At 61.1% G+C, this 23,770-nt stretch carries 22 protein-coding genes; 12 read left to right on the forward strand and 10 right to left on the reverse strand.

The features are described 5' to 3' along the window. The first annotated feature begins 192 nt into the window (after positions 1-192). On the forward strand, positions 193-1,569 hold the full coding sequence (locus AC4PS6_RS05530) for a pyridoxal-phosphate dependent enzyme (RefSeq protein WP_336827290.1): 1,377 nt from the start codon (positions 193-195) through the stop codon (positions 1,567-1,569). Next, entirely contained in the window at positions 1,566-2,732 is a 1,167-nt protein-coding gene (locus AC4PS6_RS05535; protein ID WP_014718631.1) for a cystathionine gamma-synthase, read from the forward strand. Before AC4PS6_RS05530 ends, AC4PS6_RS05535 begins: the two co-directional genes overlap by 4 nt. Before the next feature lie 122 nt (positions 2,733-2,854). On the opposite strand, the gene AC4PS6_RS05540 is transcribed toward AC4PS6_RS05535, so the two are convergent. After that, positions 2,855-5,053, reverse strand: a complete 2,199-nt coding sequence (locus AC4PS6_RS05540; RefSeq protein WP_020302291.1) for an OsmC domain/YcaO domain-containing protein — start codon at positions 5,051-5,053, stop codon at positions 2,855-2,857. 145 nt (positions 5,054-5,198) lie between these two features. Between AC4PS6_RS05540 and AC4PS6_RS05545 the strand changes: the two genes are divergently transcribed. Further along, on the forward strand, positions 5,199-5,759 hold the full coding sequence (locus tag AC4PS6_RS05545) for a cysteine hydrolase family protein (protein ID WP_014718633.1): 561 nt from the start codon (positions 5,199-5,201) through the stop codon (positions 5,757-5,759). 62 nt (positions 5,760-5,821) lie between these two features. Here the strand turns inward: AC4PS6_RS05545 and AC4PS6_RS05550 are convergent, their stop codons facing one another. Genes AC4PS6_RS05550 through AC4PS6_RS05560 form a run of 3 tightly spaced genes read right to left on the reverse strand, consistent with a single transcriptional unit; the run spans position 5,822 to position 7,537 of the window. Next, positions 5,822-6,271, reverse strand: a complete 450-nt coding sequence (locus AC4PS6_RS05550; RefSeq protein ID WP_014718634.1) for an NUDIX hydrolase — start codon at positions 6,269-6,271, stop codon at positions 5,822-5,824. Beyond that, complete coding sequence (locus tag AC4PS6_RS05555) at positions 6,264-7,061, reverse strand: nucleotidyltransferase domain-containing protein (RefSeq protein WP_336827291.1); 798 nt, start codon at positions 7,059-7,061, stop codon at positions 6,264-6,266. The genes AC4PS6_RS05550 and AC4PS6_RS05555 overlap by 8 nt, the downstream gene beginning before the upstream one ends. After that, positions 7,058-7,537: a P-loop nucleotide/nucleoside kinase family protein gene (locus tag AC4PS6_RS05560; protein ID WP_014718636.1), complete on the reverse strand. Its 480-nt coding sequence runs from the start codon at positions 7,535-7,537 to the stop codon at positions 7,058-7,060. The genes AC4PS6_RS05555 and AC4PS6_RS05560 overlap by 4 nt, the downstream gene beginning before the upstream one ends. 715 nt (positions 7,538-8,252) lie before the next feature. Between AC4PS6_RS05560 and AC4PS6_RS05565 the strand changes: the two genes are divergently transcribed. Together AC4PS6_RS05565 and AC4PS6_RS05570 are read left to right on the forward strand one after the other, a co-directional pair. Next, positions 8,253-8,678 carry a DUF2231 domain-containing protein gene (locus tag AC4PS6_RS05565; RefSeq protein ID WP_054921373.1) on the forward strand — a complete coding sequence of 142 codons (426 nt, stop codon included), beginning with the start codon at positions 8,253-8,255 and terminating at the stop codon, positions 8,676-8,678. Continuing rightward, positions 8,675-9,967, forward strand: coding sequence for a PQQ-dependent sugar dehydrogenase (locus tag AC4PS6_RS05570; RefSeq protein WP_336827292.1), 1,293 nt, complete (start codon positions 8,675-8,677; stop codon positions 9,965-9,967). The genes AC4PS6_RS05565 and AC4PS6_RS05570 overlap by 4 nt, the downstream gene beginning before the upstream one ends. A 30-nt stretch (positions 9,968-9,997) precedes the next feature. Here AC4PS6_RS05570 and AC4PS6_RS05575 read toward each other — a convergent pair whose 3' ends face one another. Then, positions 9,998-10,906, reverse strand: a complete 909-nt coding sequence (locus tag AC4PS6_RS05575) for a LysR substrate-binding domain-containing protein (RefSeq protein WP_336827293.1) — start codon at positions 10,904-10,906, stop codon at positions 9,998-10,000. A gap of 92 nt (positions 10,907-10,998) precedes the next feature. Between AC4PS6_RS05575 and AC4PS6_RS05580 the strand changes: the two genes are divergently transcribed. After that, a complete protein-coding gene (locus AC4PS6_RS05580; RefSeq protein WP_014718640.1) occupies positions 10,999-11,982 on the forward strand; it encodes an EamA family transporter in 984 nt (327 codons plus the stop codon). Then, positions 11,979-12,824: an alpha/beta fold hydrolase gene (locus AC4PS6_RS05585; protein WP_201914881.1), complete on the forward strand. Its 846-nt coding sequence runs from the start codon at positions 11,979-11,981 to the stop codon at positions 12,822-12,824. Before AC4PS6_RS05580 ends, AC4PS6_RS05585 begins: the two co-directional genes overlap by 4 nt. Here AC4PS6_RS05585 and AC4PS6_RS05590 read toward each other — a convergent pair. Both AC4PS6_RS05590 and AC4PS6_RS05595 read right to left on the reverse strand, forming a co-directional pair. Continuing rightward, positions 12,811-14,214, reverse strand: coding sequence for an MFS transporter (locus AC4PS6_RS05590; protein ID WP_336827294.1), 1,404 nt, complete (start codon positions 14,212-14,214; stop codon positions 12,811-12,813). The two genes, AC4PS6_RS05585 and AC4PS6_RS05590, sit on opposite strands and share 14 nt — an antisense overlap. Before the next feature lie 143 nt (positions 14,215-14,357). Continuing rightward, a complete protein-coding gene (locus AC4PS6_RS05595; RefSeq protein WP_032872378.1) occupies positions 14,358-14,888 on the reverse strand; it encodes a GNAT family N-acetyltransferase in 531 nt (176 codons plus the stop codon). 578 nt (positions 14,889-15,466) lie between these two features. Between AC4PS6_RS05595 and proP the strand changes: the two genes are divergently transcribed. Continuing rightward, a complete protein-coding gene (proP, locus tag AC4PS6_RS05600; RefSeq protein ID WP_014718644.1) occupies positions 15,467-16,969 on the forward strand; it encodes a glycine betaine/L-proline transporter ProP in 1,503 nt (500 codons plus the stop codon). Positions 16,970-17,022: 53 nt separating this feature from the next. Continuing rightward, positions 17,023-17,529, forward strand: coding sequence for a GAF domain-containing protein (locus AC4PS6_RS05605; RefSeq protein ID WP_014718645.1), 507 nt, complete (start codon positions 17,023-17,025; stop codon positions 17,527-17,529). Here the strand turns inward: AC4PS6_RS05605 and AC4PS6_RS05610 are convergent. Then, positions 17,504-18,427: an AraC family transcriptional regulator gene (locus AC4PS6_RS05610; RefSeq protein ID WP_020302595.1), complete on the reverse strand. Its 924-nt coding sequence runs from the start codon at positions 18,425-18,427 to the stop codon at positions 17,504-17,506. The genes AC4PS6_RS05605 and AC4PS6_RS05610 overlap by 26 nt on opposite strands. A 163-nt stretch (positions 18,428-18,590) precedes the next feature. On the opposite strand from AC4PS6_RS05610, the gene AC4PS6_RS05615 reads away from it, so the two are divergent. Together AC4PS6_RS05615 and AC4PS6_RS05620 are read left to right on the forward strand one after the other, a co-directional pair. Beyond that, positions 18,591-19,613 (forward strand): alpha/beta hydrolase, encoded by a 1,023-nt coding sequence (locus AC4PS6_RS05615; protein WP_019817171.1) that lies wholly within the window; start codon positions 18,591-18,593, stop codon positions 19,611-19,613. After that, positions 19,610-20,800: an MFS transporter gene (locus AC4PS6_RS05620; RefSeq protein WP_032902932.1), complete on the forward strand. Its 1,191-nt coding sequence runs from the start codon at positions 19,610-19,612 to the stop codon at positions 20,798-20,800. Before AC4PS6_RS05615 ends, AC4PS6_RS05620 begins: the two co-directional genes overlap by 4 nt. Here AC4PS6_RS05620 and AC4PS6_RS05625 read toward each other — a convergent pair. Beyond that, positions 20,793-21,614, reverse strand: coding sequence for an AraC family transcriptional regulator (locus tag AC4PS6_RS05625; RefSeq protein ID WP_014718649.1), 822 nt, complete (start codon positions 21,612-21,614; stop codon positions 20,793-20,795). The two genes, AC4PS6_RS05620 and AC4PS6_RS05625, sit on opposite strands and share 8 nt — an antisense overlap. 102 nt (positions 21,615-21,716) lie before the next feature. Between AC4PS6_RS05625 and AC4PS6_RS05630 the strand changes: the two genes are divergently transcribed. Then, positions 21,717-22,928 carry an MFS transporter gene (locus tag AC4PS6_RS05630; protein WP_032872382.1) on the forward strand — a complete coding sequence of 404 codons (1,212 nt, stop codon included), beginning with the start codon at positions 21,717-21,719 and terminating at the stop codon, positions 22,926-22,928. 497 nt (positions 22,929-23,425) lie between these two features. Here the strand turns inward: AC4PS6_RS05630 and AC4PS6_RS05635 are convergent, their stop codons facing one another. Then, positions 23,426-23,740 (reverse strand): DUF2834 domain-containing protein, encoded by a 315-nt coding sequence (locus AC4PS6_RS05635; RefSeq protein WP_014718650.1) that lies wholly within the window; start codon positions 23,738-23,740, stop codon positions 23,426-23,428. Positions 23,741-23,770 lie beyond the last annotated feature (30 nt).

The following is a 23,770-nucleotide window of genomic DNA, read 5'->3' on the forward strand; positions in this document are numbered from 1 at the left end:
AATGCCAACTGCACCACCGCCATCGCAGGCAAGCCAGCTCCCACATCTGGATTGCGCGCCCTCTCCCATGCGGCAAAAAAAGTCATACAACGGACGCCCGGTTGCGACACGGGCGATACCGGCCTATGTTCCAAGCCATGCTGTTTTTTTGCTGCCCCCCGCCCTACGTCCATCCCGTAACCAGGAGACGACATGCCCACGCCTTCACGCCCTGCCGTACTTGAACTGATCGGCAACACCCCGCTGGTCAAGGTCAGCCGCTTCGATACCGGCCCCTGCACGCTGTTTCTCAAGCTTGAATCGCAAAACCCCGGCGGTTCCATCAAGGACCGCATCGGCCTGGCGATGATCGACGCCGCTGAACGCGACGGTCGCTTGCGCCCGGGCGGTACCATCATTGAAGCCACCGCCGGCAATACCGGCCTGGGCCTGGCGCTGGTGGGCCGGGCCAAGGGTTACCGGGTGGTGTTGGTGGTGCCCGACAAGATGTCCACGGAAAAGGTGCTGCACCTCAAGGCCATGGGCGCCGAGGTGCATATCACCCGTTCCGATGTGGGCAAGGGCCACCCCGAGTATTACCAGGACGTGGCGGCACGTTTGGCCAAAGGTATTCCGGGCTCGTTCTTCGCCGACCAGTTCAATAACCCGGCCAACCCCTTGGCCCACGAGACCAGTACCGCGCCGGAGATTTGGGCGCAGACCCAGCACGATGTGGACGCGATTGTGGTAGGCGTCGGCTCGGCCGGCACCCTCACCGGCCTCACGCGTTTCTTCAAGCGCGTGCAACCCGAACTGGCCATGGTGCTGGCCGACCCGGTCGGTTCGGTAATGGCCGAATACAGCCGCAGCCGCACCCTGGAAACTCCCGGTTCCTGGGCCGTTGAAGGGATAGGCGAAGACTTCATCCCCTCGATCGCCGACCTGTCCAGCGTGCGCCACGCCTACTCCATCAGCGATGCCGACAGCTTCGACCACGCCCGCCAATTGCTCAAGGCCGAAGGCATCCTCGGCGGCTCATCCACCGGCACCCTGCTCGCCGCGGCCTTGCGCTACTGCCGCGAGCAAACCGAGCCCAAGCGCGTGGTCACCTTCGTCTGCGACACCGGTACGCGCTACCTGTCGAAGGTTTACAACGACCAGTGGATGAACGACGCGGGCCTGCTGCAGTACAAACACTACGGCGACCTGCGCGATCTGATCGCGCGCCGCTTCGAAGACGGCCGCGTGATCAGCGTAAGCCCCGACGACACCCTGCTCACCGCCTTCCAGCGCATGCGCCTGGCGGACGTGTCGCAACTGCCGGTGCTGGTCGATGGCCAGGCCCTGGTGGGGGTGATCGACGAGTCCGACATCCTGCTGGGCCTGCACCACGACGCCGCAGATTTTTCCATGACCGTCGCCAGCGCCATGACCAACACCCTGCACACCCTGGCCCCCAACGCCAGCCTGGCCGAACTGCAGGCTGAACTGGATCGCGGCCTGGTCGCCATCATTGCCGACGCCTCAGGCTTTCATGGCCTGATCACCCGCGTCGACCTGCTTAACCACCTACGGAGATCCCTTGCATGAGCCAGCCCGATAAAAGCGCGTTTGCCACCCGTGTGATCCACGCCGGGCAGTCACCCGACCCGACCACGGGCGCGCTGATGCCGCCGATCTACGCCAACTCCACCTACCTGCAAGACAGCCCCGGCGTACACAAGGGGTTTGACTATGGCCGCTCCCACAACCCCACGCGTTTCGCCCTGGAACGCTGCGTGGCCGACCTTGAAGGCGGCAGCCAGGCATTTGCGTTTGCCTCGGGGCTGGCGGCGATCTCCACCGTGCTCGAACTGCTGGATGCTGGCGCGCATATCGTCTCGGGCAATGACCTGTACGGCGGCACTTTCCGGCTGTTCGACAAAGTGCGCCAGCGCAGTGCCGGGCACCGCTTCAGCTATGTCGACCTCAGCGACTTGTCGGCGTTTGAAGCGTCATTGCAGGACGACACGCGCATGGTCTGGGTCGAAACCCCAAGCAACCCGCTGCTGAGCCTGACCGACCTGCGCGCCGTGGCCCGCATCTGCCGTGCCCGCGGGATTATCTGCGTGGCCGACAATACCTTTGCCAGCCCCTGGATCCAGCGCCCGCTGGAGTTGGGCTTCGACATCGTGGTGCACTCCACCACCAAATACCTCAATGGGCATTCTGATGTGATCGGTGGTATCGCTGTTGTCGGTGACAACGCTGAACTGGCCGAACGCCTGGGTTTCCTGCAAAACTCCATCGGCGCCATCGCCGGGCCGTTCGATGCCTTCCTGACCCTGCGCGGGGTAAAAACCCTGGCGCTGCGCATGGAGCGCCATTGCAGCAATGCCCTGGACCTGGCCACCTGGCTGGAGCAACAGCCGCAAGTGTCACGGGTTCACTACCCGGGCTTGCAATCCCACCCACAGCACGACCTGGCCAAGCAGCAAATGCGCGGCTTTGGCGGGATGATTTCAGTGGACTTGAACAGCGACCTGGCCGGCGCGACGCGCTTTCTGGAAAACGTGAAGATCTTCGCCCTGGCCGAGAGCCTGGGGGGCGTGGAAAGCCTGATCGAGCACCCGGCGATCATGACCCATGCCAGCATCCCGGCGGCGACGCGAGCGCAATTGGGGATTGGCGATGGGCTGGTGCGGTTGTCGGTGGGGGTTGAGGATGTGGAGGACTTGCGCGCCGATCTGGCTCAGGCCTTGGCCCACATTTAACCGCCATGATCGTTCCCACGCTCTGCGTGGGAACGCATTCGGTGACGCTCTGCGTCACACTTGGGAACGCAGAGCGTCCCTGGCTGCATTCCCACGCGGAGCGTGGGAACGATCAGTGTGTATCAGGCTTGGGTAATGTTGGCCCGTGCCGCATGCAGCTTCTTGTAGCTATCGATCAAGCGCAAATGCCGGTCCAGGCCTTCCAGCTTCATGCTCGTCGGCGTGAGCCCATAAAAGCGCACACTGCCGTCGACCGAGCCGATCACCGCGTCCATGCGCTCGTTGCCAAACATGCGCCGGAAGTTGGCCTCGTAGTCAGCCAGTTCCAGGTCCTCATCCAGTTCCATCTCCAGCACCGCGTTCATCGCCTGGTAAAACAGGCCGCGCTCAACGGTGTTGTCGTTGTACTGCAGGAACATCTCTACGCATTCCTTGGCCTCTTCATACTGCTTCAGCGCCAGGAATATCAGCAGTTTCAGCTCCAGGATGGTCAACTGGCCCCACGCGGTGTTGTCATCGAACTCAATGCCAATCAGCGTAGTGATATCGGTGTAGTCGTCCAGTTCGCTTTCTATCAGACGCTCGACCAACGCCTGCAGCTCATCCTCGCTGAGGCGGTGCAGGTTGAGGATGTCTTCGCGGAAAAACAGCGCCTTGTTGGTGTTGTCCCAGATCAGGTCATCCACCGGGTAGATTTCCGAGTAGTCCGGCACCAGGATGCGGCAGGCGGTAGCGCCCAAGTGCTCATACACCGCCATGTACGACTCTTTGCCCATACCTTCGAGGATGCCGAACAGCGTGGCGGCTTCCTGGGCGTTGGAGTCTTCGCCCTGGCCGGAGAAGTCCCACTCGACGAATTCATAATCCGACTGGGCACTGAAGAAGCGCCACGACACTACGCCGCTGGAATCGATAAAGTGCTCGACGAAGTTGTTCGGCTCGGTGACCGCCTGGCCTTCGAAGGTCGGCTGCGGCAGATCGTTCAAGCCTTCGAAGCTACGGCCTTGCAGCAGCTCGGTGAGGCTGCGTTCCAGCGCCACTTCCAGGCTGGGGTGCGCGCCGAACGAGGCGAACACGCCGCCGGTGCGCGGGTTCATCAAGGTCACGCACATCACCGGGAATTCACCGCCCAGGGAGGCATCCTTGACCAGCACCGGAAAGCCCTGAGCTTCCAAACCTTCGATGCCCGCCAGGATGCCCGGGTACTTGGCCAGCACTTCGGCGGGGACGTCCGGCAGCGCAAATTCGCCTTCGATGATTTCGCGCTTCACCGCCCGCTCGAAAATCTCCGACAGGCACTGTACCTGGGCTTCGGCCAAGGTGTTACCCGCGCTCATGCCGTTGCTCAGGTAGAGGTTTTCGATCAGGTTGGACGGAAAATACACCACCTCGCCATCGGACTGACGCACGAACGGCAGGGAGACAATGCCACGGGCTTCGTTGCCGGAGTTGGTGTCGAACAGGTGTGAACCGCGCAGCTCGCCCTCGCGGTTGTAGACTTTCAGGCAGTAGGCATCGAGGATTTCACTCGGCAGCTCATCGTTGGGGCCCGGCTGGAACCAACGCTCGTCCGGGTAATGCACGAACGGCGCGTTGGCCAGATCCTCACCCCAGAACTGGTCGTTGTAAAAGAAGTTGCAGTTCAGGCGCTCGATGAACTCACCCAGCGCCGACGCCAACGCGCCCTCTTTTGTCGCGCCTTTGCCGTTGGTAAAGCACATCGGCGAATGGGCGTCGCGGATATGCAGCGACCACACGTTGGGCACGATATTGCGCCACGAGGCAATCTCGATCTTCATGCCCAGGCCCGCGAGAATCGCCGACATGTTGGCGATGGTCTGCTCCAGCGGCAGGTCCTTGCCGGCAATGTAGGTGCCCGCTGCGGACGTGGAGTTGGGCATCAACAACGCCTGGGCATCGGCGTCGAGGTTGTCGACTTCCTCAATCACGAATTCCGGCCCGGCCTGCACCACCTTCTTCACGGTGCAGCGGTCGATGGAACGCAGGATGCCTTGGCGGTCCTTGTCGGAGATGTCTGCGGGCAATTCGACCTGAATCTTGAAAATCTGGTTGTAGCGGTTTTCCGGGTCGACGATGTTGTTCTGCGACAGGCGAATATTCTCGGTGGGAATATTGCGCGTCTGGCAGTACAACTTCACAAAGTACGCCGCACACAACGCCGACGAAGCCAGGAAGTAGTCGAATGGCCCCGGTGCCGAACCGTCGCCCTTGTAGCGGATGGGCTGGTCGGCAATGACCGTGAAGTCATCGAACTTGGCTTCAAGCCGAAGGTTGTCGAGAAAGTTGACCTTAATTTCCATGCGGGCACACCAGAATAACGAGCTAAACAAATTGGCCGCCATTATGAAGCGTTTCGCCGGGAAGTCTCAGGGATTTGCGTATGGGCTGCCGATCGGTGCTAACTTCCAACCAGTTAGATAATGTTCACCTCTGCCAGGACAGGCCATGGAACCGATAGCGACTAACGCCGCATTGTTGATCATCGATATGCAAAAAGGCATGGCCGATCCCACCCTTGGCCGCCGCAACAACCCAGACGCCGAGCTGCGCATACAGCAATTGCTCAATGCCTGGCGCCAGGCGCAACGCCCGATCATTCATGTGCGGCATATCTCCCGCTCTGCCGCTTCAGTGTTCCGGCCAGGCCAGCCCGGCTGTGAGTTCCAGGATGCGCTGCACCCCCTGGCCCAGGAGCATGTGGTTGAAAAAAACGTACCAGATGCGTTCAGCGCCACGGGCCTGGAGCGCTGGCTGCACCTGCGCTCGATCCAGCAGTTGGTAATCGTCGGGGTCATCACCAACAATTCAGTGGAATCCACCGCACGCTCGGGCGGCAACCTGGGGTTCGACGTGATCGTGGCGGCGGATGCGTGTTTTACCTTCGATCAAACCGACTTGTCGGGGCGGCTGTGGGCCGCAGAGGATGTGCATGCACTGTCGCTCAGTAACTTGGCGATGGACTATGCAAGGGTGTTCCAAACGAGTGAAATCCTGGCCAGTCATTAATGAGCAATGCAGACATGCATCAGGGCAAACGCACGATGGCGACCGCTTGCCGGCCTGGACGGTTAAAACACCCCGGCATCCTCCAGCATTTGCGGTAACGCCTGCGGCCATACCGTATCGCTCGTGGCGCGCAACGCTTCTGCCGACCACCAGCGATGATCCGCCATCACTTGGGTCTCCTGTAGCGTCCACTCGGCCCTGGATAACGCCTCGCTGGGCGCATGCACAACGAAGTACCGCTCAACCGCCAGCACCGTTTCGCCGCAGGGCAGCATCAAGGTCACGTCGCGCTCTGCTACACATTCCCCGACGCTGCTCACCGTGATCCCAGTCTCTTCGCGCAACTCACGAATCGCGGCGCTGTGGAAGCTCTCCCCGGCCTCCACGCCACCGCCCGGCGTGGCCCAGTAATCCTGGCCGGCCAGGGCGCCGTCTTTATGCACGAAGCGAAACAGCAACACTTGCTGCGCAGGGTTTATGACCAGTAATCGTGCGGCTTTGCGTTCACGCATCTGATTGATTCCTTTCTATAAAAGCCGAAACCATCCAGCTCAGAAACGTCCGTAGGCGTGTCGTAAATGCCTCGCCCTCGGCGCTCGGGTTGCGTGCCTCAAACAGGAAGTAGGCGATTTGCACGCGCATGGTCGGGTAATGCTGAACAAACAGCCCGACGTAGTCTTCCAGGGTTTGCGGCCAGGTTTGCGCATCTTCCGCTCGCAGGGTGTGGGTGGCGCGGATCAAGGCCCGTGATGCTTCCCGCTGCAGGCCAAGCCGCGTGTGTTCAGGGCTGGCCTGTTCAATGCGCACCAGGTAAGTCGTGAGCGCCTGTTCAAAATCGCCGTTGACCGCCAGGGCGATGGCGCGGGACGGGTGAAACGGTTCGACGTGCAGTGACAGGTCTTCGCCCCAGAGACAGCGGCAATGATGTTTGAGCCAGAAGCCCCAACTGTTTCGGTTTTCGGGCGCCAACACCTGGGCGCAGTGGCCGATGTCGAAGTCGATCTTGGTGACGCTCGGATGCCGTTGCTCCAAGGCGAGTCGGGCTGACTCCAACTGTTCAAGCACGGGCGCATCCGGTGGCTCCACCAGTATCAGGGAAAGGTCAAGATCAGAAATGCCGATCTCACCTTCGCCCCGTGCGATGCTGCCATACAGGTAAATCCCGTGCAGCCCCAGCTCAGGCCGGGACAAGGTAGCGCAGATGTCCGTCAGCAGGGGCTGGAACTGGGGTTGTATAGGCCCATCGACGACGGTGAGGATATAGCCGTCGGCATCGATGCCAGCAGATTTTTGGGTAGTCACGGGCGATGCACCTCAATCACCAACCCTTCCTCTTCACTCGGCACACTGAAATGGCGAGTGATCAGGTCAAACTCGGCATCGGTGGCGGCAAAATCATGCTCACCCCGAGCGTTGCGCGCATGCAGGCGCGCACGACAGGTGGCATCGTCCAGCTCCAGGTAATGCAGGCAGTGCGGCACCTTGGCTGCCTGGGCCAGGCCGAGTAACCATTGACGATTGGCGAGGGTATTGGCCGGAAAATCCAGCACCACATTGACGCCGCACGCCAACAGATTGATCACCAGCGGCTCAAGTACCCCACGAACCTGTTGGGCACAGCGCAGGTAGTCGGCAATGCTCTGGATCTCGCCGGGATAGAGATTGGCCAGCCACTGGTCTTCACTGAGCACAATGGCCCCATGCTCGGCGGCCAGGGTCTTGGCGAGTGTGGACTTGCCGGCGGCGATCTTGCCGCAGAGCAGATGCAGGGTGGGCATAACGCGATTCCTCATGTCGGGCCAGGAAGAATGAGTCATATAGCCGCTGTGGTAAACATATGCAGGCATAGGTATCTATATAACGTTGTGGGCTGTAGCAGCAGACGGTAACCACGATGCGAAGCGAGCCGCTCTTGCTCTGCTTGTGATCTTGATCTCAGGCGCCCCGTTAAACCACGTTGGCCGGAATTCGACAGGGATTTGGGGGGTATGCCGGTTTAGCCGCCACGCGCCATGGATGGCGCGTGGCGGCGGCCCCCCAAATCACTGGCGGATTACGGGCACACCGAGCCCAAGCGAGGTGCCGAGTGGTGGGGCAAGAGCGTTTTGCTTACTTTTGCGCTTTTCAAAAGTGAGCCGCCGTCAGGGCGGAACCCTAGGTGGCCGTTACCTAAATAACGGATATGTACCCGGTCCAACTGTGTTGACTGTTAGGCCGCCTTCGCAGGCAAGCCAGCTCCCACATTTGAATCGCGGCGCGTTAGTTAGATCGACGCCGGCTGTCAGGCCGTCACGGGAGCAAGCTCCCTCGCCACAGGTTCAGCGTCGCACCAAAATTGTGTAGATACCTATGCATATGCAGGGGAACGCCGGATCGAAACACACCTCGACACGCCCTCCCAGTGAACTTTCTTGCAAATGCCATGCTCCTTTCCTATGCGAAGTCAGCGCGCCCTGAGCCCAGGGTGCAGAACGATAAGGAGCCGCCACCAACATGACTACCCTCTCCACTTACCCCGTCGTCAGGCCTGGGCCGTTGCACGGGACTTTGCTTGCCGGCACCGTGCCGTTGTTTCTCGGGGCCTTGCTCAGTGATATCGCCTACGGCCAGACCTACCAGATCCAATGGGCCAATTTTGCCTCCTGGCTGATCGCCGGGGCGCTGGTGTTCTGTGGTTTTGCCCTGCTGTTTGCACTGGTCAACCTGGTGCGCGCCGAACACAAGGGCGGGCGCCCGGTGGCGTACTTCCTGCTGTTGCTGGGCACTTGGGTGCTGGGGCTGGTGAACGCCTTTCAACATGCCAAGGATGCCTACGCCATGATGCCTGCTGGCTTGGTGCTGTCGGCGATCGTCACCGTGCTGGCGATTGTCGCCACCTGGATCGGCTTGACCAACCTGCGCTCAGGAGCTGCCCGATGAAACCACTCAACACACTGACCCTGCTCAGCGCCGCCCTGTTGCTGAGTGCCTGTGGCGGCGAAGGTGACAAGACCCAGGCGCGCGGCCCTGATCCCAAGCTGCCCGAACAACAAAGCAGCCTGTTGCCGAGCATGAAGATTGCCGAGCCCACGCCGTGGGGCGATCAAAAGCCCAAGGTACCCGAAGGCTACAGCGTCACCGCCATCGCCACCGACCTTGCGATCCCGCGCCAGACCCTGGTGCTGCCCAACGGCGATATCCTGGTGGCCGAAGGCCGTGGCGGCAGTGCGGCCAAGCTCAAGCCCAAGGACGTGATCGCCAGTGTGATCAAGGCCCAGGGCAACACCAAGGTCAAGGGCGGCAACCGCATTACGCTGCTGCGTGACGCCGACGGTGACGGCACCTATGAACTCAAGACGGTATTCGCCGACAACCTCAACGCTCCCTACGGGCTGGCATTCGCCGACGGCAAACTGTATGTGGCCAACCAGGACGCACTGGTGCGCTTTGACTACGCCGACGGCCAGACCAAGGCCAGCGCCCCGCCCGTCAAAGTCACCGACCTGCCGGCGCAGATCAACCATCACTGGACCAAGTCATTGGCCGTCAGTGACGACGGGCGTCAGCTGTATGTGGGCATCGGTTCCAACAGCAACATCACCGAACGCGGCATGGAAGTGGAGATCGACCGCGCAATGGTCTGGCAGATCGATGCCGCCACCGGTGCGCATAAGCCCTACGCTACGGGCCTGCGCAATCCGACGGCGCTGACCATCCAACCGGGCTCAGGGCAACTGTGGACCGTGGTCAACGAGCGCGATGAACTCGGCCCCGACCTGGTGCCAGACTACCTGACGTCGGTGCGTGAAGGTGCCTTCTACGGCTGGCCCTACAGCTACTGGGGCCAGAACGTCGACCCCCGCGCACAACCGCAGAACCCGGCCAAGGTGGCTGCCGCGATCAAACCCGATTACAGCCTGGGCTCCCATGTGGCCGCGTTGGGCGTGGATTTTTCCATCCCCGCCATGGGTGAAAAATTCGCTGACGGCGCGTTTGTCGGCGAGCACGGCAGTTGGAACCGTGACAACCCAGTGGGCTACAAGGTGATCTTCGTGCCGTTCAGCAACGGCAAACCGGCGGGCGAGCCCATCGACTTTGCCACCGGCTTTCGCGGCGACGATGGCAAGACCCGTGGGCGTCCATTGGGGGTGACGGTAGACCCGAAAGGCGCGCTGATCATTGCCGACGACCTGGCCAATACGATTTGGCGCGTCACGCGTAACCAATAACCGCAGATGACAGGGGCAGCGACGCCCCTGTCAGCCGTCACTTTGCAATTGTGCGTCAAGCCAGGCCAACAACGCCGTGACCTCCTCCCGACTGCCCGCCCCTTGCTGCCTGTAGACCGAAATAGCCTCGGGCAAAAACACGCTTTCTGCGCAGGGCCGCACCAGCGCCCCACTCTCTATCAGCCGGCTTGCGGTACGACGCCACCCCATGGCGATACCGTGCCCTTCCACGGCGGCTTGCAACATCAGCGGGTAGCTGTCGAAGGTGGCACTGCGCGCATCCCTGGCCAACGTGTGGCCGAACATCTGCAGCCACTCATCCCATTCCATTAAGTGCGGAGGCTCGGAGCTGTGGTGCAGAAATGTGCAGGGCTGTAATTCAGTCAGCGCTAACGGTTGTTCCGGGCAGAGGTAGCCGGGGCTGCACACCGGGAACACCTCGTCGGAGGCGGTAAACATCAGCGTATGGCTGCCACTGGCGCGCCGGGTACTTTGCAGGGCCACATCGAAATGCCCGTCGAACTGGGTGATCGGCCGCGTACAGGTCACCACCTGGATCTCGATCTGCGGGTATTGCTGGTGGAAGGTCGCCAGACGCGGCATCAACCAATAGAACGCCTCGCATAGCTGGCATAGCAGTACCACGCGATTGCGCTGGGGCGATGTTCTCAGGCTGACCGCGCCCTCACTGATGCTCTGCAAGGCCTGGCTGACCACCCGCCCCAGCTCACGCCCTTCTTGCGTCAGGAACACCCCACGGTTGCGCCGACAAAACAGCTTGACCCCCAGGTTGTCTTCCAGCCCGCGAATCTGCCGACTGACAGCCGCCTGAGTAATGTGCAATTCATCGGCCGCCTTGGAGAAACTCTCCAGGCGCGCCGCCGCTTCAAACGGCAACAAACTGGCCAGCGGCGGTAAGGTTTTGCCAAGTGCATTCATAATCTGTGGTTATGCATCCAAGGCTGAAAACTCGTTTGTAGCACACCCGCCGCGCTGGGCACCATGACTCCCTCACTTCATGGAGCAGCCTGATGACCACCGCCCGCGCCTCACTCTTTACCGGTGTGATATTGGCCGTTGTCGCCACCCTGGGCTGGGCGCTGAACTTCATTGCGCCCTACGTCACCGGGGTCTACAGCCTCTACGACTTGATGGCCGTGCGGTTCCTGATGGCCGGTGGGCTGGGCATCGCCGGGATGATGGTGTGCAGGGCGCAATTGAGTGCACTCAGCTGCGGCCAGTGCCTGCTCGCCGCAGCACTGGGCGCACTGGGTTGCCTCGGTTATGGCGTGTGCATTGCTGGCGGTGTGATGTTCGGCGGCCCGGTGCTGACGCCAGCGTTTGTCGGCATGGTCCCGGTGCTACTGGCGTTGATAGGCAACGCCAGTCACAAGACCCTGCAATGGCGCCAGTTGGTGATGCCGTTGTCCTGCCTCACTGTGGGGCTGTTGCTGGCGACAGTCAGCAGCCTCCACCTGCCCGCCTCCGGCACCGGTTCCTGGCTGGCGGGGTTGTGTTTCTCCTTGGGCGCAGTGGCCGTGTGGCTGGGGTTCAGCGTCATCAATCAACAGCAACTGGCACGCCTGCCTGCCCGCGCAACCGACCTGTGGACCGCCTTGATGCTGGTAGGCGCAGGCGGCGCGGCGCTGTGCCTGCTGCCGTGGCTATACACGCTGGGCTTGTTCCGGTTGCCGACCCTTGGCGCGGGCTGGAACCAGGCATGGCCGCTGTATGCCTGGAGCCTGGGCATCGCGGTGATGTCCACGGTGGTCGGCGCCTGGGCCTGGAACGCGGCAACGCGGCGCCTGCCCATGGTACTGAGTGGCCAATTGATTGCCCTGGAATCACTCTTCGCCAGCCTGCTCGGTCTAGGCTTTCACCGGCGCTGGCCGACGCCAATGGAAGCCGTGGGCCTGGCTGCCGTGCTCGTCGGTGTGGTCATGGCGGTTCGTACCCTCCTGGCGCAGGCAAAACCCGCCACAACCCATCAGACCTTCGGGGAGATTCAACCATGACCCATTCAAACGACGCACTGGCACTGCCCCACACCTTTGACTTTCGCAATCAAACTGTGCGCTGGGGCCAGCTGGGTACCCAGGGGCCGGCGCTGGTGATGGTGCATGGCACGCCGTTCTCTTCCCATGTGTGGCGGCGTATCGCGCCCTTGTTTACCCAGCAGTACCGCGTGTTCTATTACGACCTACTTGGCTATGGCCAGTCTGAACAGGCGCCGGGCCAGGACGTGTCTCTGGGCGTGCAAAACCTGTTGCTCGCCGCCCTGCTACACCATTGGGGCCTGGAACGCCCCCATGTGCTCGCCCATGATTTTGGCGGCGCCACGGCCCTGCGCACGCATCTGCTTGATGGCTGCGACTATGCCAGCCTGACCTTGATCGACCCCGTCGCCATGGCGCCCTGGGGTTCGCCGCTGGTGCAGCATGTGCGCCGCCATGAACAGGCCTTCAGCGACGCGCCGGCCTATATCCATGAGGCGATTGTGCGTGCCTATCTACAGGGCGCCGCCTTCACGCCGCTGCCTGCCGAGGTGCTGCACGCCTATGTCACGCCCTGGACAGGCGAGGTAGGCCAGCCCGCCTTCTATCGCCAGATTGCACAGATGGACCAGCGCTATACCGACCAGATTGAAGAGCGGCTCGCCGAGCTGCGTTGCCCGGTGCAACTGCTCTGGGGCGAAGAAGACCAATGGATCAACGTGGCACAGGGCGACGCGCTCGCAGGTAGATTAGGTGCACGCTACCTGCGCGTCCCGCGTGCGGGGCATTTGGTGCAAGAGGACGCGCCCGAGGTCATCGTCGCTGCCTTGATGACCTTTCTAGGCGGCGTTACAGGTCAGTGATTTCCTTGTGGCGCGGCACCAGCGCCTTCATCACGCTCCAGGCCACCAGGTAAGCCAGGGCGCAGATGGCAAACATGATCATGTAGCCGGTATGGATGTCGTTGATGGACTTGTAATAGTCGAATACCCAGCCGCCGATCTTGGTCATGAGCACGCCGCCCAGGCCACCGGCCATGCCGCCAATGCCGACCACCGAGGCCACGGTTTTCTGCGGGAACATATCGGACACGGTGGTGAAAATGTTGCATGACCACGCCTGGTGTGCCGAAGCGCCCACACCGATCAGCAACACCGGCACCCAGAAGCTGAGGTAACCCAACGGCTGCGCCAGCAACACCACCAGCGGGAACAGCGCAATCACCAGCATCGCTTTCATGCGCCCGTCATAGGGGGCATCGCCGCGCGCCATGAAGTAGCTGGGGAACCAGCCGCCGCCAATACTGCCGACCATGGTCATGCTGTACAGCACCGCCAGCGGCATCACGATATCGGCGCCTTTCATGCCGTATTGGGCAGACAGGTAGGTGGGCAGCCAGAACAGGAAAAACCACCACACGCCGTCAGTCATGAACTTGCCGAAGGCAAACGCCCAGGTCTGGCGGTAGGTCAACAGTTTGAACCAAGAGACTTTCTTTCCTGCGGTGCCCGTCGGTGCCGGGGTAAACGGTTGTACGGTCTGGTCGCTGCGGATGTAGGCGAGTTCCTCAGGTGACAGGCGTTTTTGCTGTTCCGGTTTTTCGTAAACGGCGGCCCACACGGCTACCCAGACAAAACCCAGCATGCCGATGACCATAAACGCCGCCTCCCAACCCCACAGGCCGGCAATCAGAGGGACACAGATCGGCGCCAGGATCGCGCCGACGTTGGCGCCGGAATTGAAGATACCGGTGGCCAGGGAGCGTTCTTTCTTGGGGAAATATTCGGCAGTGGCCTTGATCGCGATCGGGAAGTTACCCGCTTCGCCAATCGCCAACACAGCCCTTGAGAGCATGAAACCGGCAATGGACACCGGGATCACCGCCAGGCCAATGGCACCACTGACGGCTGCGATACCCTCGCCCATCGGCACCGCAAACGCATGCATGATCGCGCCGGTGGACCAGATACCAATGGCTACCACATAGGCGGCCTTGGTGCCGATCCTGTCGACGAAGCGCCCGGCAAACAGCATGGAAATGGCGTAGACGAACTGGAACACCGCCGCGATGTTGGCGTAGTCGGTGTTGCTCCAGCCAAACTGCGTCGACAGTTGTGGTGCCAACAGGCTGAGCACCTGGCGGTCGAGGTAATTGACCGTGGTCGCGAAAAACAACATCGCGCAGATCGTCCAGCGATAGCTGCCGACCGCCTGGCCGACACGAAGGGCACTGATGGGCTCGTTCAGATTCATGGCATCACTTTTTATTTTTGTTAGGTAGGACATATGTAACGTCATATGTCGTCGTACAACTACGAGTTTTATAACGAGACGCCCACGCAGTGTCAATCGCAAAGATTGCCGCTTATCGAGGATTTACGCGGAATAGGAAAATGTCAGGCTTGTGCAGTTGTAGGATGACAAACCCTGAGCACCAGGCTGGGCGCTTGGCCGGGTACATCATCCAGCAGGCCAAAACGTTGCATGCCGAGCTTCTCCAATACGCGGATCGACGCAGCATGATCGGGTCGCACTAACCCGAAGACTTCCGGTAGAGATAGCGTGTCAAACGCCAGCGCCAGGGCATCCCGCCCCAGTTCAGTGGCATACCCCTGCCCCCAGGCCTCGACGGCCAGGCGATAGCCAAGGTTGATGCGCTGCTGCGTCAGGTAGTTAAGTGGCGCAATGCCGCCAAACCCGATGATGTGCTCGGGGCTCTCTTTGCAGGCAATCGCCCACCAGCCGTAACCGTGGGACGCCCACTGTTGAATCCAGTGATCCAATAGCCGTTGTGCCGCATTTAGGTTGGGCAGCGGGCCGGCAGGATTGAACAAGTTGGTCTGTGGATCACCGAAGATCGCGAACAATCGCTGAACGTCTGCGGCCCGTGGTTGGCGGTAGGTAAGGCGTGAATGACTGCTTGGCATTTAAATGACTTCCCTGCTTTGCCTGACTAACAATGACAATTCCCCTGTGGGAGCGCTCGAGCTTTAGCGAGGCCGCGATGGCGACAGTCCAGGCAACACAACTGCCAACAGTACCGCCGCCTTCGCAGCCTCGCCGGGGCTCGACAACTTCCACATCGGTTATGCGCCTGGCACAAATCCCCTGTGGGAACGGGCTTGCCCGCGAAAGCGGAGTGCCAGTCACTGAATCTTCGACTGAACCACCGCTTTCGCAGGCAAGCCAGCTCCCACATGGGTCATGTACTACCCACAAAACCTGCGCCTGGCCCAGATCCCCTGTGGGAGCGGGCTTGCTCGCGAAGGCGGTGTGTCAGTCACTGAATCTTTGACTGAACCACCGCTTTCGCAGGCAAGCCAGCTCCCACATTTGATCTGTTTTGCCAATAGCCATGCTTCGGCCTCCAGAACCCGGCATTTTTACCCCCGTGAGAAAAAATACACAAAGCGGTGAATTATTTCGTGTCCACTTGTATCTGAACTGACAGAGCGGTGCCATCGTAGCGATGGCACCTCCCCTGTTCAGCTTTTGAGTGGCCCGCATGAAACTACGTAAAAAACGCGTCAAACCCATCGGATTGAAAGACATCACCATTGTCGACGACAACAAGATGCGCAAGGCGATCACCGCCGCCGCACTTGGCAATGCCATGGAATGGTTCGACTTTGGCGTCTATGGCTTTGTCGCCTATGTGCTGGGCAAGGTGTTCTTCCCTGACGCTTCCCCCAGCGTGCAGATGATCGCAGCGCTGGCCACCTTCTCAGTACCTTTCCTGATTCGCCCGTTGGGCGGCCTGTTCTTCGGCGCACTGGGCGATAAGTACGGGCGGCAAAAAGTCCTGGCCGCCACCATCGTGATCATGTCCTTGAGCACCTTTGCCATCGGCTTGATCCCCGGCTATGCCTCCATTGGCATCTGGGCCCCGATCCTGTTGCTGCTGTGCAAAATGGCCCAGGGTTTCTCGGTGGGCGGCGAGTACACCGGCGCGTCGATTTTCGTGGCTGAATATGCTCCGGACCGCAAGCGCGGTTTCCTTGGCAGTTGGCTGGACTTCGGCTCCATCGCCGGTTTCGTGCTCGGCGCGGGTGTGGTGGTGTTGATCTCCACCGTGCTCGGTGAAGCAGAATTCGAGGCCTGGGGCTGGCGCTTGCCGTTCTTCCTCGCCCTGCCCCTGGGCATCATCGGCCTGTACCTGCGCCACGCACTGGAAGAGACCCCAGCGTTTCAACAGCATGTCGACAAACTCGAACAGGGTGACCGCGAAGGCCTGAGCCACGGCCCTAAAGTCTCGTTCAAGGAAATCGCCACCAAGCACTGGCGCAGCCTGCTGACCTGCATCGGTATCGTCGCGGCCACCAACGTGACCTACTACATGCTACTCACCTACATGCCGAGCTACCTGTCCCACAACCTGCACTATGCCGAAAACAGCGGCGTGCTGATCATCATCGCGATCATGGTCGGCATGTTGTTCGTGCAACCGTTCATTGGTTTTGTCAGCGACAAGATCGGCCGCAAGCCCTTCATCATCGCCGGCAGCATTGGCCTGCTGTTCCTGTCGATCCCGGCCTTCATGCTGATCACCAGTGGCAAGACCGGCCTGATTTTCGGCGGTCTGTTGATTCTGGCGGTGGTGCTGAACTTCTTTATCGGTGTGATGGCGTCGACCTTGCCGGCAATGTTCCCCACCCACCTGCGCTACAGCGCCCTGGCTAGCGCCTTCAACGTCTCGGTACTGATCGCCGGTGTTACGCCGACCGCCGTGGCCTGGCTGGTGGAGAGCACCAACGACCTGTACATGCCCGCCTATTACCTGATGGTGTTTGCGGTGGTTGGCCTGATCACGGGCCTGACCATGAAGGAAACCGCCAACAAGCCCCTGCGTGGCGCGGCCCCGGCGGCTTCCGACATGGAAGAAGCCAAGGAGCTGCTGCAGGAGCATCACGACAATATCGAGCAGAAAATCGAAGACATCGATGCCGAGATTGCCGCGCTGCAAACCAAGCGGGAAAACCTGGTACAGCAACACCCGCGCATCAACTAATAACCTGACTGTGCGTGGTCGCGGCCTGCGACCACGCCATTGGAGCGTTCAGCATGGTTTCAAGCGTCACCGCCGCACACAGGTTACTCAGCGCAGACGAGCGCGCCGCCATTGCCGAAATTGAAGCAACCACCAATATCCTCAAGCTGGTCACTCGTCTGACCGGGATGAGATTCGCCGGCATCGCCAAGTTCACCGACCAGGAATGGGTGGTGTGTTCGGCCTACGACCCGCTACAAATGGGCATCAACGTCGACGACGTACTCGACCTGGAAACCACCCTGTGCAGTGAGTTCTGCATCAACCCACACACCCTGTTCGTCCCCCAGATCAGCCAGAACGGCCGTTTCGCGTCACGCCCGGTGGTCAAGCAATACGCCATCGAAAGCTACGCCGGTGCGCCGATCTTTCTGCCCGATGGCCGCCTGTTCGGGGCGCTGTGTGCGCTGGACTCACGGGCCATGCTGTTCGACGACCCGAACCTGCCGGAAACCCTGAGCCTGTTCGCACGGCTTATCGGCTGCATCTTCTACGCTAATCTGACCCCGGCGGATCACTGACACCCGCCCGGCCCCGCAGTGCTGCCATATCACGCTTGGGCGGCACCCCGAACAGCCGGCTGTACTCACGGCTGAATTGCGACGGGCTCTCATACCCGACTTTGAACGCGGCACTGGAGACATCCTGGTGCTCGTTCAACATCAATCGTCGTGCTTCATTCAGACGCAGCCATTTCTGGTATTGCAGCGGGCTCATCGCGGTCAGTTGCCGGAAGTGATGGTGAAAGGTCGCCGCGCTCATTTGCACCCGCGCTGCCAGCTCTTCCACACGCAGGGCCCCGTCGAAATTCAACTTCAGCCAGTCGATCGCCTTGGCAATTCGATAGCCCTGCCCGTCCACCGAGCAGATCTGGCGCAGTCGGCCGGCCTGGTCGCTTTTCAATAGCCGGTAATGAATCTCGCGCTGGATCAATGGCGCGAGTACCGGGATAGCCTCGGGTTCGTCCAGCAACGCCACCAGGCGCGCGAATGCGGCCAGCATGCCGTCGGTGACCGTGCCGATCCCCACGCCCTTCATGACTGCGCGCTCACGCACCGGCGGCAAGCCACCCTGGGCGATCAGCTCCGCGAGCATGCGCAGGTCCAGCTTGAACGTCAGCCCCAGGCACGGCTGCTCGGGGCTGGCGGCCAGCACCTCGGAATTGGCCGGAATGTCCAGCGACGTCACCAGGAACCGGGACGTGTCGTAGGGGTAGCCCTCGCCGCCGACCCACAACTGCTTCTCGCCCTGGGCCACCAGCACGATGCACGGCTCAACCATGCACACCACCGGCGCAGCGGGTTGCTCACGCCGATAAAAGCCCAGGCCGGGGATCGGCATCGCGTAGTCGCCGGGCGACGGGGTGCGCGAACCAATCGACTGGATCAGCGCGTTCAGGGGGGTGGGAGTGGACGTCATAACAGACCCTTTCAATGCTTCATTGCACTTTACCCGCGCAAGTCACGGGCGTCGTCATCTGGCGCTGAAACTCAGAGGATCAGGCAAGTAATCCACTCAAATGCACTACAGAAGCCCTGCCGTCACCCGGAAAATGTGCGGACACTTCACAAGGAACATCCCTATGAAACGCCTCTTGCTCGCCCTGGGTTTGCTGGTGACTTCTCTTTCTTCATTTGGAGCCGATATGTCTAACGGTGCGGATAACTTTTACAGCAGCGACACAGTGACGGCCGAACCTGTCACCTTCAACAATCAATACGGCATGCAGGTGGCAGGCACGCTGTTTGTGCCCAAACACCTGGCCCCAGGCTCAAAGCACGCAGCCCTGGTCGTCGGCCACCCGATGGGCGCCGTCAAAGAGCAAAGCGCCAACCTCTACGCCACCAAAATGGCTGAACAGGGTTTCGTGACCCTGTCCCTGGACCTGTCGTTCTGGGGCCAAAGCGCCGGTACGCCGCGCAACGCGGTGTTGCCCGACCTCTACGTGGAAGACTTCAGCGCCGCCGTGGACTTTCTCGGCACTCGCCCACAGGTCGACCGGGAACGCATCGGTGCCATCGGCATTTGTGGCAGCGGCAGTTTTGTGATCAGTGCTGCGAAGATCGATCCGCGTCTCAAGGCAATCGCCACCGTCAGCATGTACGACATGGGCGCGGCCAACCGCAATGGCCTCAAGCACGGCATGACCTTGCAACAGCGCCAGCAGATCCTGCGCCAGGCCGCCAACCAGCGCTATGTAGAGTTCCAGGGCGGCGAGACCCTCTACACCGGTGGCACGCCGCACAGCCTTACCGGCGACCCGGTCGGCGACGAGTTCTACGACTTCTACCGCACCCCGCGCGGCGAAGTCACCCCGGCAGGCGCCTCATCGCAGACCACCACCCGCCCGACGCTGACCAGCAACGTCAAGTTCATGAACTTCTACCCCTTCAACGATATCGAGACGATCTCGCCGCGCCCACTGCTGCTGATTACCGGGGCCGACGCGCACTCCCGTGAATTCAGTGAAGACGCCTACCAACGCGCCGCCGAGCCCAAGCAATTGCTGGTCATCCCCAACGCCGGCCATGTAGACCTGTACGACCGCGTCGAACTGATCCCGTTTGACACGCTCACCACCTTCTTCCAGAGCCACTTGCAGTGAGTTCCGTTATCCCTCAACCGCAACGCTGGGGCGCGGTGCTGGCGATGTCGCTCGCGGCGTTTGCCTTGGTCGCCTCCGAGTTCATGCCGGTCAGCCTGCTCACACCGCTGGCCGCTGACTTGCACATCACTGAAGGCCAGGCCGGCCAGGGCATTTCCGTGTCCGGGGTGTTTGCCTTGCTCACCAGCCTGGTGATCGCGGCGGTTGCCGCGAGGATGGATCGCAAGCGCCTGCTGATGGCCCTGACCCTGCTGATGATCGTCTCTGGCAGCGTGGTGGCGTTCGCACCGAATTACGCGGTGTTCATGTTCGGGCGCGCATTGATTGGGGTGGCGATTGGCGGTTTCTGGTCGCTGTCGGCGGCCACGGCAATGCGCCTGGTCGAGCCCGCCCAAGTGCCAAGGGCCTTGGCCATCGTCAACGGTGGCAACGCCCTGGCGACGGTGATCGCGGCGCCGCTGGGCAGCTTTCTTGGCGGCCTGATTGGCTGGCGCGGCGCATTTTTTTGCGTGGTGCCGGTGGCCGTGATTGCGCTGGCCTGGCTGTGGCTGAGCTTGCCTGCGCTCAAGCACAGCGGCGCAGCGAACACCGGCAATGCGCTGCGCCTGCTGAAAAACTCCAAGGTGGCCGTGGGCATGTGCGCCGTCAGCCTGTTCTTCATGGGCCAATTCATGCTGTTCACTTACTTGCGGCCATTCCTGGAAGGCGTGACCCGGGTCGAGGTGTCCACCCTGTCGCTGATGCTGCTGGTGCTCGGCCTGGCCGGCCTGGCGGGTACGGTGTTGATTGAGCATTTGCTCAAGCGTCACCTGTACCCGACGCTGATTGCCATTCCGTTGATCATGGCCGGCATTGCCCTTGCGCTGGTGGGGTTCGGCGGTTCAGCGATTGTCACCACTCTGCTGTTGGGCTGCTGGGGCCTGGTAGCGACAGCTGCACCGGTTGGCTGGTGGACATGGCTGGCGCGCACCGTGCCCGACGACGCTGAGGCCGGCGGGGGGTTGATGGTCGCCATCATCCAGTTGGCGATTGCCGCCGGTGCCACCGTCGGTGGTGTGGCATTCGACTTGAGCGGTTATCAGGCCACCTTCGAGTTGAGCGCCGCCTTGCTGGTAGTCGCCACACTGCTGGCTTACCTGGCATCCCGGCGCCCTGCTCACGCGCGCGTGGCGAGCGACGCTACTTGAAAAAATGACTCGGCGTTTTGCCAAACTGTTTCTTGAACATGCTGGTAAAAGCGCTGGGGCTTTCGTAGCCCAACTCAAACGCCACATCGATGATCTTCTCCCCCACCGCAATGCGCTCCAGCGCCAGCAGCAACCGCGCCTGCTGGCGCCATTGGCCGAAGGTCATGCCGGTTTCCTTACGGAACAGGCGCTGGATGGTGGTCTGGTCCAATCCCAACCGCGCACTCCAGTCGGCGACGGTGGAGGCATCACTCGGTTCATCCTGCAACGCCAGGCAGATCGGGCTCAGGCGCGGGTCCGCAGGCTGCGGCAAAGACAGCGGCAAAGCCGGCAGGATGGCCAGTTCATCAAGAATCAGGTGCATGATCCTCGCGTCCCGTGAGTCCTCGGCATACGGCGGTTTCAAGCTCACCGAGGCCTTGATCAGTTCGCTCAGCAGCGGCGAGACCGTCACCGTCTTGGGCTCGGCCGGCAAGTTGGGGAAGCTGTCCGGGCGCACGAACACGCTGCGCATCTTCAGCGTACCCACGCAGCGCAGTGAGTGAACTTGACCGCAAGGCATCCAGAAGCCACGATTGGGCGGCACCGTCCATTGCCTCAGGGCCGAGTACACCACCATCACACCGCCAATGGCGTACAGCAGTTGGTGCTTGTTGTGGCTGTGTTCGGGGATCACCCAGTTTTCGGGGTAATCAGTGGCCGAGCTGATGACGGCCCAATCGCCCTCATCGATTTCTCGCAGAAATTTATCCAGTGATTTGATCATTTCGCCCTTTTTGCGATGGTTTCTGCCCGAATTGCGCGAGACAGGCATTGGCGCCGAATCTAGCATAAACGCCGAGTCCAGATGGAGTGGCGGTTCACATCACCGCCGCCCGCCTCCACGCCTGTCAGTTGCCTTGTACGGAATGCCCGCATGTCCACAGTCACAGCGTCACCCGCCGCACCTTCGACCAGCTCGCAAGTAAGCCCCTTAGTCATGCGCGTCCTGGGCGCCTGTGCCCTGGCGCACCTGATCAATGACTTGATCCAGGCGGTACTGCCGTCGATCTACCCGATGCTCAAGGCCAACTACGGCCTGAGCTTTACCCAGGTTGGCCTGATCACCCTGACCTTCCAGTTGACCGCCTCCCTGCTGCAACCGTGGATCGGCTACCACACCGACCGCCACCCCAAACCCTGGTTATTACCAGCGGGCATGGTGTGCACCTTGATCGGCATCTTGATGCTGGCATTTGTCGGCAACTTCCCGGCGATATTGCTCGCGGCGGCGCTGGTGGGTGTGGGCTCATCGACCTTCCACCCGGAAACCTCCCGCGTCGCACGCCTGGCTTCCGGTGGGCGCTACGGCCTGGCGCAATCGACCTTCCAGGTCGGCGGCAACACCGGCAGCGCTTTCGGCCCGTTGCTGGCGGCGGCGATCATCATTCCCTACGGCCAAAGCCACATTGCCTGGTTCGGCCTGTTTGCGGTGTTCGCCATCCTGGTGCTGTACGGCTTGAGCCGCTGGTACCGCCACCACCTCAACCTGTTCAAGCTCAAGCAAGGCAGCCAGGCCACCCACGGTTTGTCCAAAGGCCGCGTGACCTTCGCCCTGGTGGTATTGGCTGTGCTGGTGTTTTCCAAATACTGGTACATGACCAGCCTGACCAGTTACTTCACGTTCTACCTGATCGAAAAATTCCAGCTGTCGGTAGCCAGCTCGCAGATGTACCTGTTCCTGTTTCTCGGCGCAGTGGCCGTGGGCACCTTTGCCGGTGGCCCGATCGGCGACAAGATCGGCCGCAAGAAAGTCATCTGGTTCTCGATCCTCGGCGCCGCACCGTTCACCCTGGCCCTGCCCTACGTCGACCTGTTCTGGACCGCCGTACTCAGCGTGGTCATCGGCTTTATCATCGCCTCGGCGTTCTCGGCCATCGTGGTGTTTGCCCAGGAACTGGTGCCGGGCAATGTGGGCATGATCGCCGGGATATTCTTCGGCCTGATGTTCGGCTTCAGCGGGATCGGCGCGGCGCTGCTCGGGATGCTCGCTGATCATCACGGCATCGAATACGTGTACAAGCTGTGCTCGTTCCTGCCGCTGGTGGGCATCCTCACGGTACTGTTGCCGTCGACCAAAGGCGTTTGATCGATCACGTCGCCCCATAGCCGTAGTTATCTACAACTTTGGGGCGACGCGGGACCTGTGGCGAGGGAGCTTGCTCCCGTGACGGCCTGCCAGCCGACGCATATTTATCTGACACCACTAGATCCAAATGTGGGAGCTGACTTGCCTGCGATGGCGGCCTGCTAGCCGAAGCCTATCTACCTGACACCCCCACGATCCAGATGTGGGTGGCTTGCCTGCGATGACCATAGGTATCGACACAACTCCTTAGCGCTCAACGGTAACCACGATGCGAAGCGAGCCGCTCTTGATCTGCTATGGATATGTCCACAATCCAACTGTGTTGACTGCCAGGCCGCCTTCGCGAGCAAGCCCGCTCCCACAGTGGGATCGCGGTGCTTCAGGTATAGAAGCGTCAACTGTCAGGCCGCCATCGCAGGCAAGCCAGCTCACACTTTGGATCGTCGTGTGTCAGTCAGATCAGCGTCGCTGGCAGGTCGTCACGGGAGCAACAAGCCTCACTTCATGGCCCGGCGAGAAAATCCATTAACCACGATATAGAGCAGCGGCCCTACCGACACAAACACTGCCGTCAGTAAAAAATACGGCAGCACTGAGGCCATCGACCGCCCTCGCCCACGCGCATCCCGGTACATCCACACACACGCCAGCACCGCCATCAGATACAGGTCAATCACCACCTGTGCCGTATCGGGTCTGGACATCAGTTCCCATCCAAATGCCAGCAGTGATTGCTCGGCCGTGAGCATGGTCGCCACGGTATAGACGGTGAATCCCAGCAAGGCCGCCAGGGCGATATAAGGTTTTTGCATGGTCTCTTCCTTGAAGTGCAACGTTAATCA

The sequence above is a fragment of the Pseudomonas sp. DW-iso17 genome, from assembly GCF_058725345.1.

Bases quoted from the DNA above. Each gene is read 5' to 3' on its own strand.
- AC4PS6_RS05625 (WP_014718649.1), bottom strand. From the start codon at position 21,614: ATGCCTGTCTCGCGCAATTCGGGCAGAAACCATCGCAAAAAGGGCGAA.
- AC4PS6_RS05635 (WP_014718650.1), bottom strand. From the start codon at position 23,740: ATGCAAAAACCTTATATCGCCCTGGCGGCCTTGCTGGGATTCACCGTC.
- AC4PS6_RS05545 (WP_014718633.1), top strand. From the start codon at position 5,199: ATGGAACCGATAGCGACTAACGCCGCATTGTTGATCATCGATATGCAA.
- AC4PS6_RS05560 (WP_014718636.1), bottom strand. From the start codon at position 7,537: ATGCCCACCCTGCATCTGCTCTGCGGCAAGATCGCCGCCGGCAAGTCC.
- AC4PS6_RS05595 (WP_032872378.1), bottom strand. From the start codon at position 14,888: ATGCCAAGCAGTCATTCACGCCTTACCTACCGCCAACCACGGGCCGCA.
- AC4PS6_RS05530 (WP_336827290.1), top strand. From the start codon at position 193: ATGCCCACGCCTTCACGCCCTGCCGTACTTGAACTGATCGGCAACACC.
- AC4PS6_RS05630 (WP_032872382.1), top strand. From the start codon at position 21,717: ATGTCCACAGTCACAGCGTCACCCGCCGCACCTTCGACCAGCTCGCAA.
- proP (WP_014718644.1), top strand. From the start codon at position 15,467: ATGAAACTACGTAAAAAACGCGTCAAACCCATCGGATTGAAAGACATC.
- AC4PS6_RS05580 (WP_014718640.1), top strand. From the start codon at position 10,999: ATGACCACCGCCCGCGCCTCACTCTTTACCGGTGTGATATTGGCCGTT.
- AC4PS6_RS05550 (WP_014718634.1), bottom strand. From the start codon at position 6,271: ATGCGTGAACGCAAAGCCGCACGATTACTGGTCATAAACCCTGCGCAG.
- AC4PS6_RS05615 (WP_019817171.1), top strand. From the start codon at position 18,591: ATGAAACGCCTCTTGCTCGCCCTGGGTTTGCTGGTGACTTCTCTTTCT.
- AC4PS6_RS05610 (WP_020302595.1), bottom strand. From the start codon at position 18,427: ATGACGTCCACTCCCACCCCCCTGAACGCGCTGATCCAGTCGATTGGT.
- AC4PS6_RS05605 (WP_014718645.1), top strand. From the start codon at position 17,023: ATGGTTTCAAGCGTCACCGCCGCACACAGGTTACTCAGCGCAGACGAG.
- AC4PS6_RS05565 (WP_054921373.1), top strand. From the start codon at position 8,253: ATGACTACCCTCTCCACTTACCCCGTCGTCAGGCCTGGGCCGTTGCAC.
- AC4PS6_RS05590 (WP_336827294.1), bottom strand. From the start codon at position 14,214: ATGAATCTGAACGAGCCCATCAGTGCCCTTCGTGTCGGCCAGGCGGTC.
- AC4PS6_RS05535 (WP_014718631.1), top strand. From the start codon at position 1,566: ATGAGCCAGCCCGATAAAAGCGCGTTTGCCACCCGTGTGATCCACGCC.
- AC4PS6_RS05585 (WP_201914881.1), top strand. From the start codon at position 11,979: ATGACCCATTCAAACGACGCACTGGCACTGCCCCACACCTTTGACTTT.
- AC4PS6_RS05575 (WP_336827293.1), bottom strand. From the start codon at position 10,906: ATGAATGCACTTGGCAAAACCTTACCGCCGCTGGCCAGTTTGTTGCCG.
- AC4PS6_RS05540 (WP_020302291.1), bottom strand. From the start codon at position 5,053: ATGGAAATTAAGGTCAACTTTCTCGACAACCTTCGGCTTGAAGCCAAG.
- AC4PS6_RS05570 (WP_336827292.1), top strand. From the start codon at position 8,675: ATGAAACCACTCAACACACTGACCCTGCTCAGCGCCGCCCTGTTGCTG.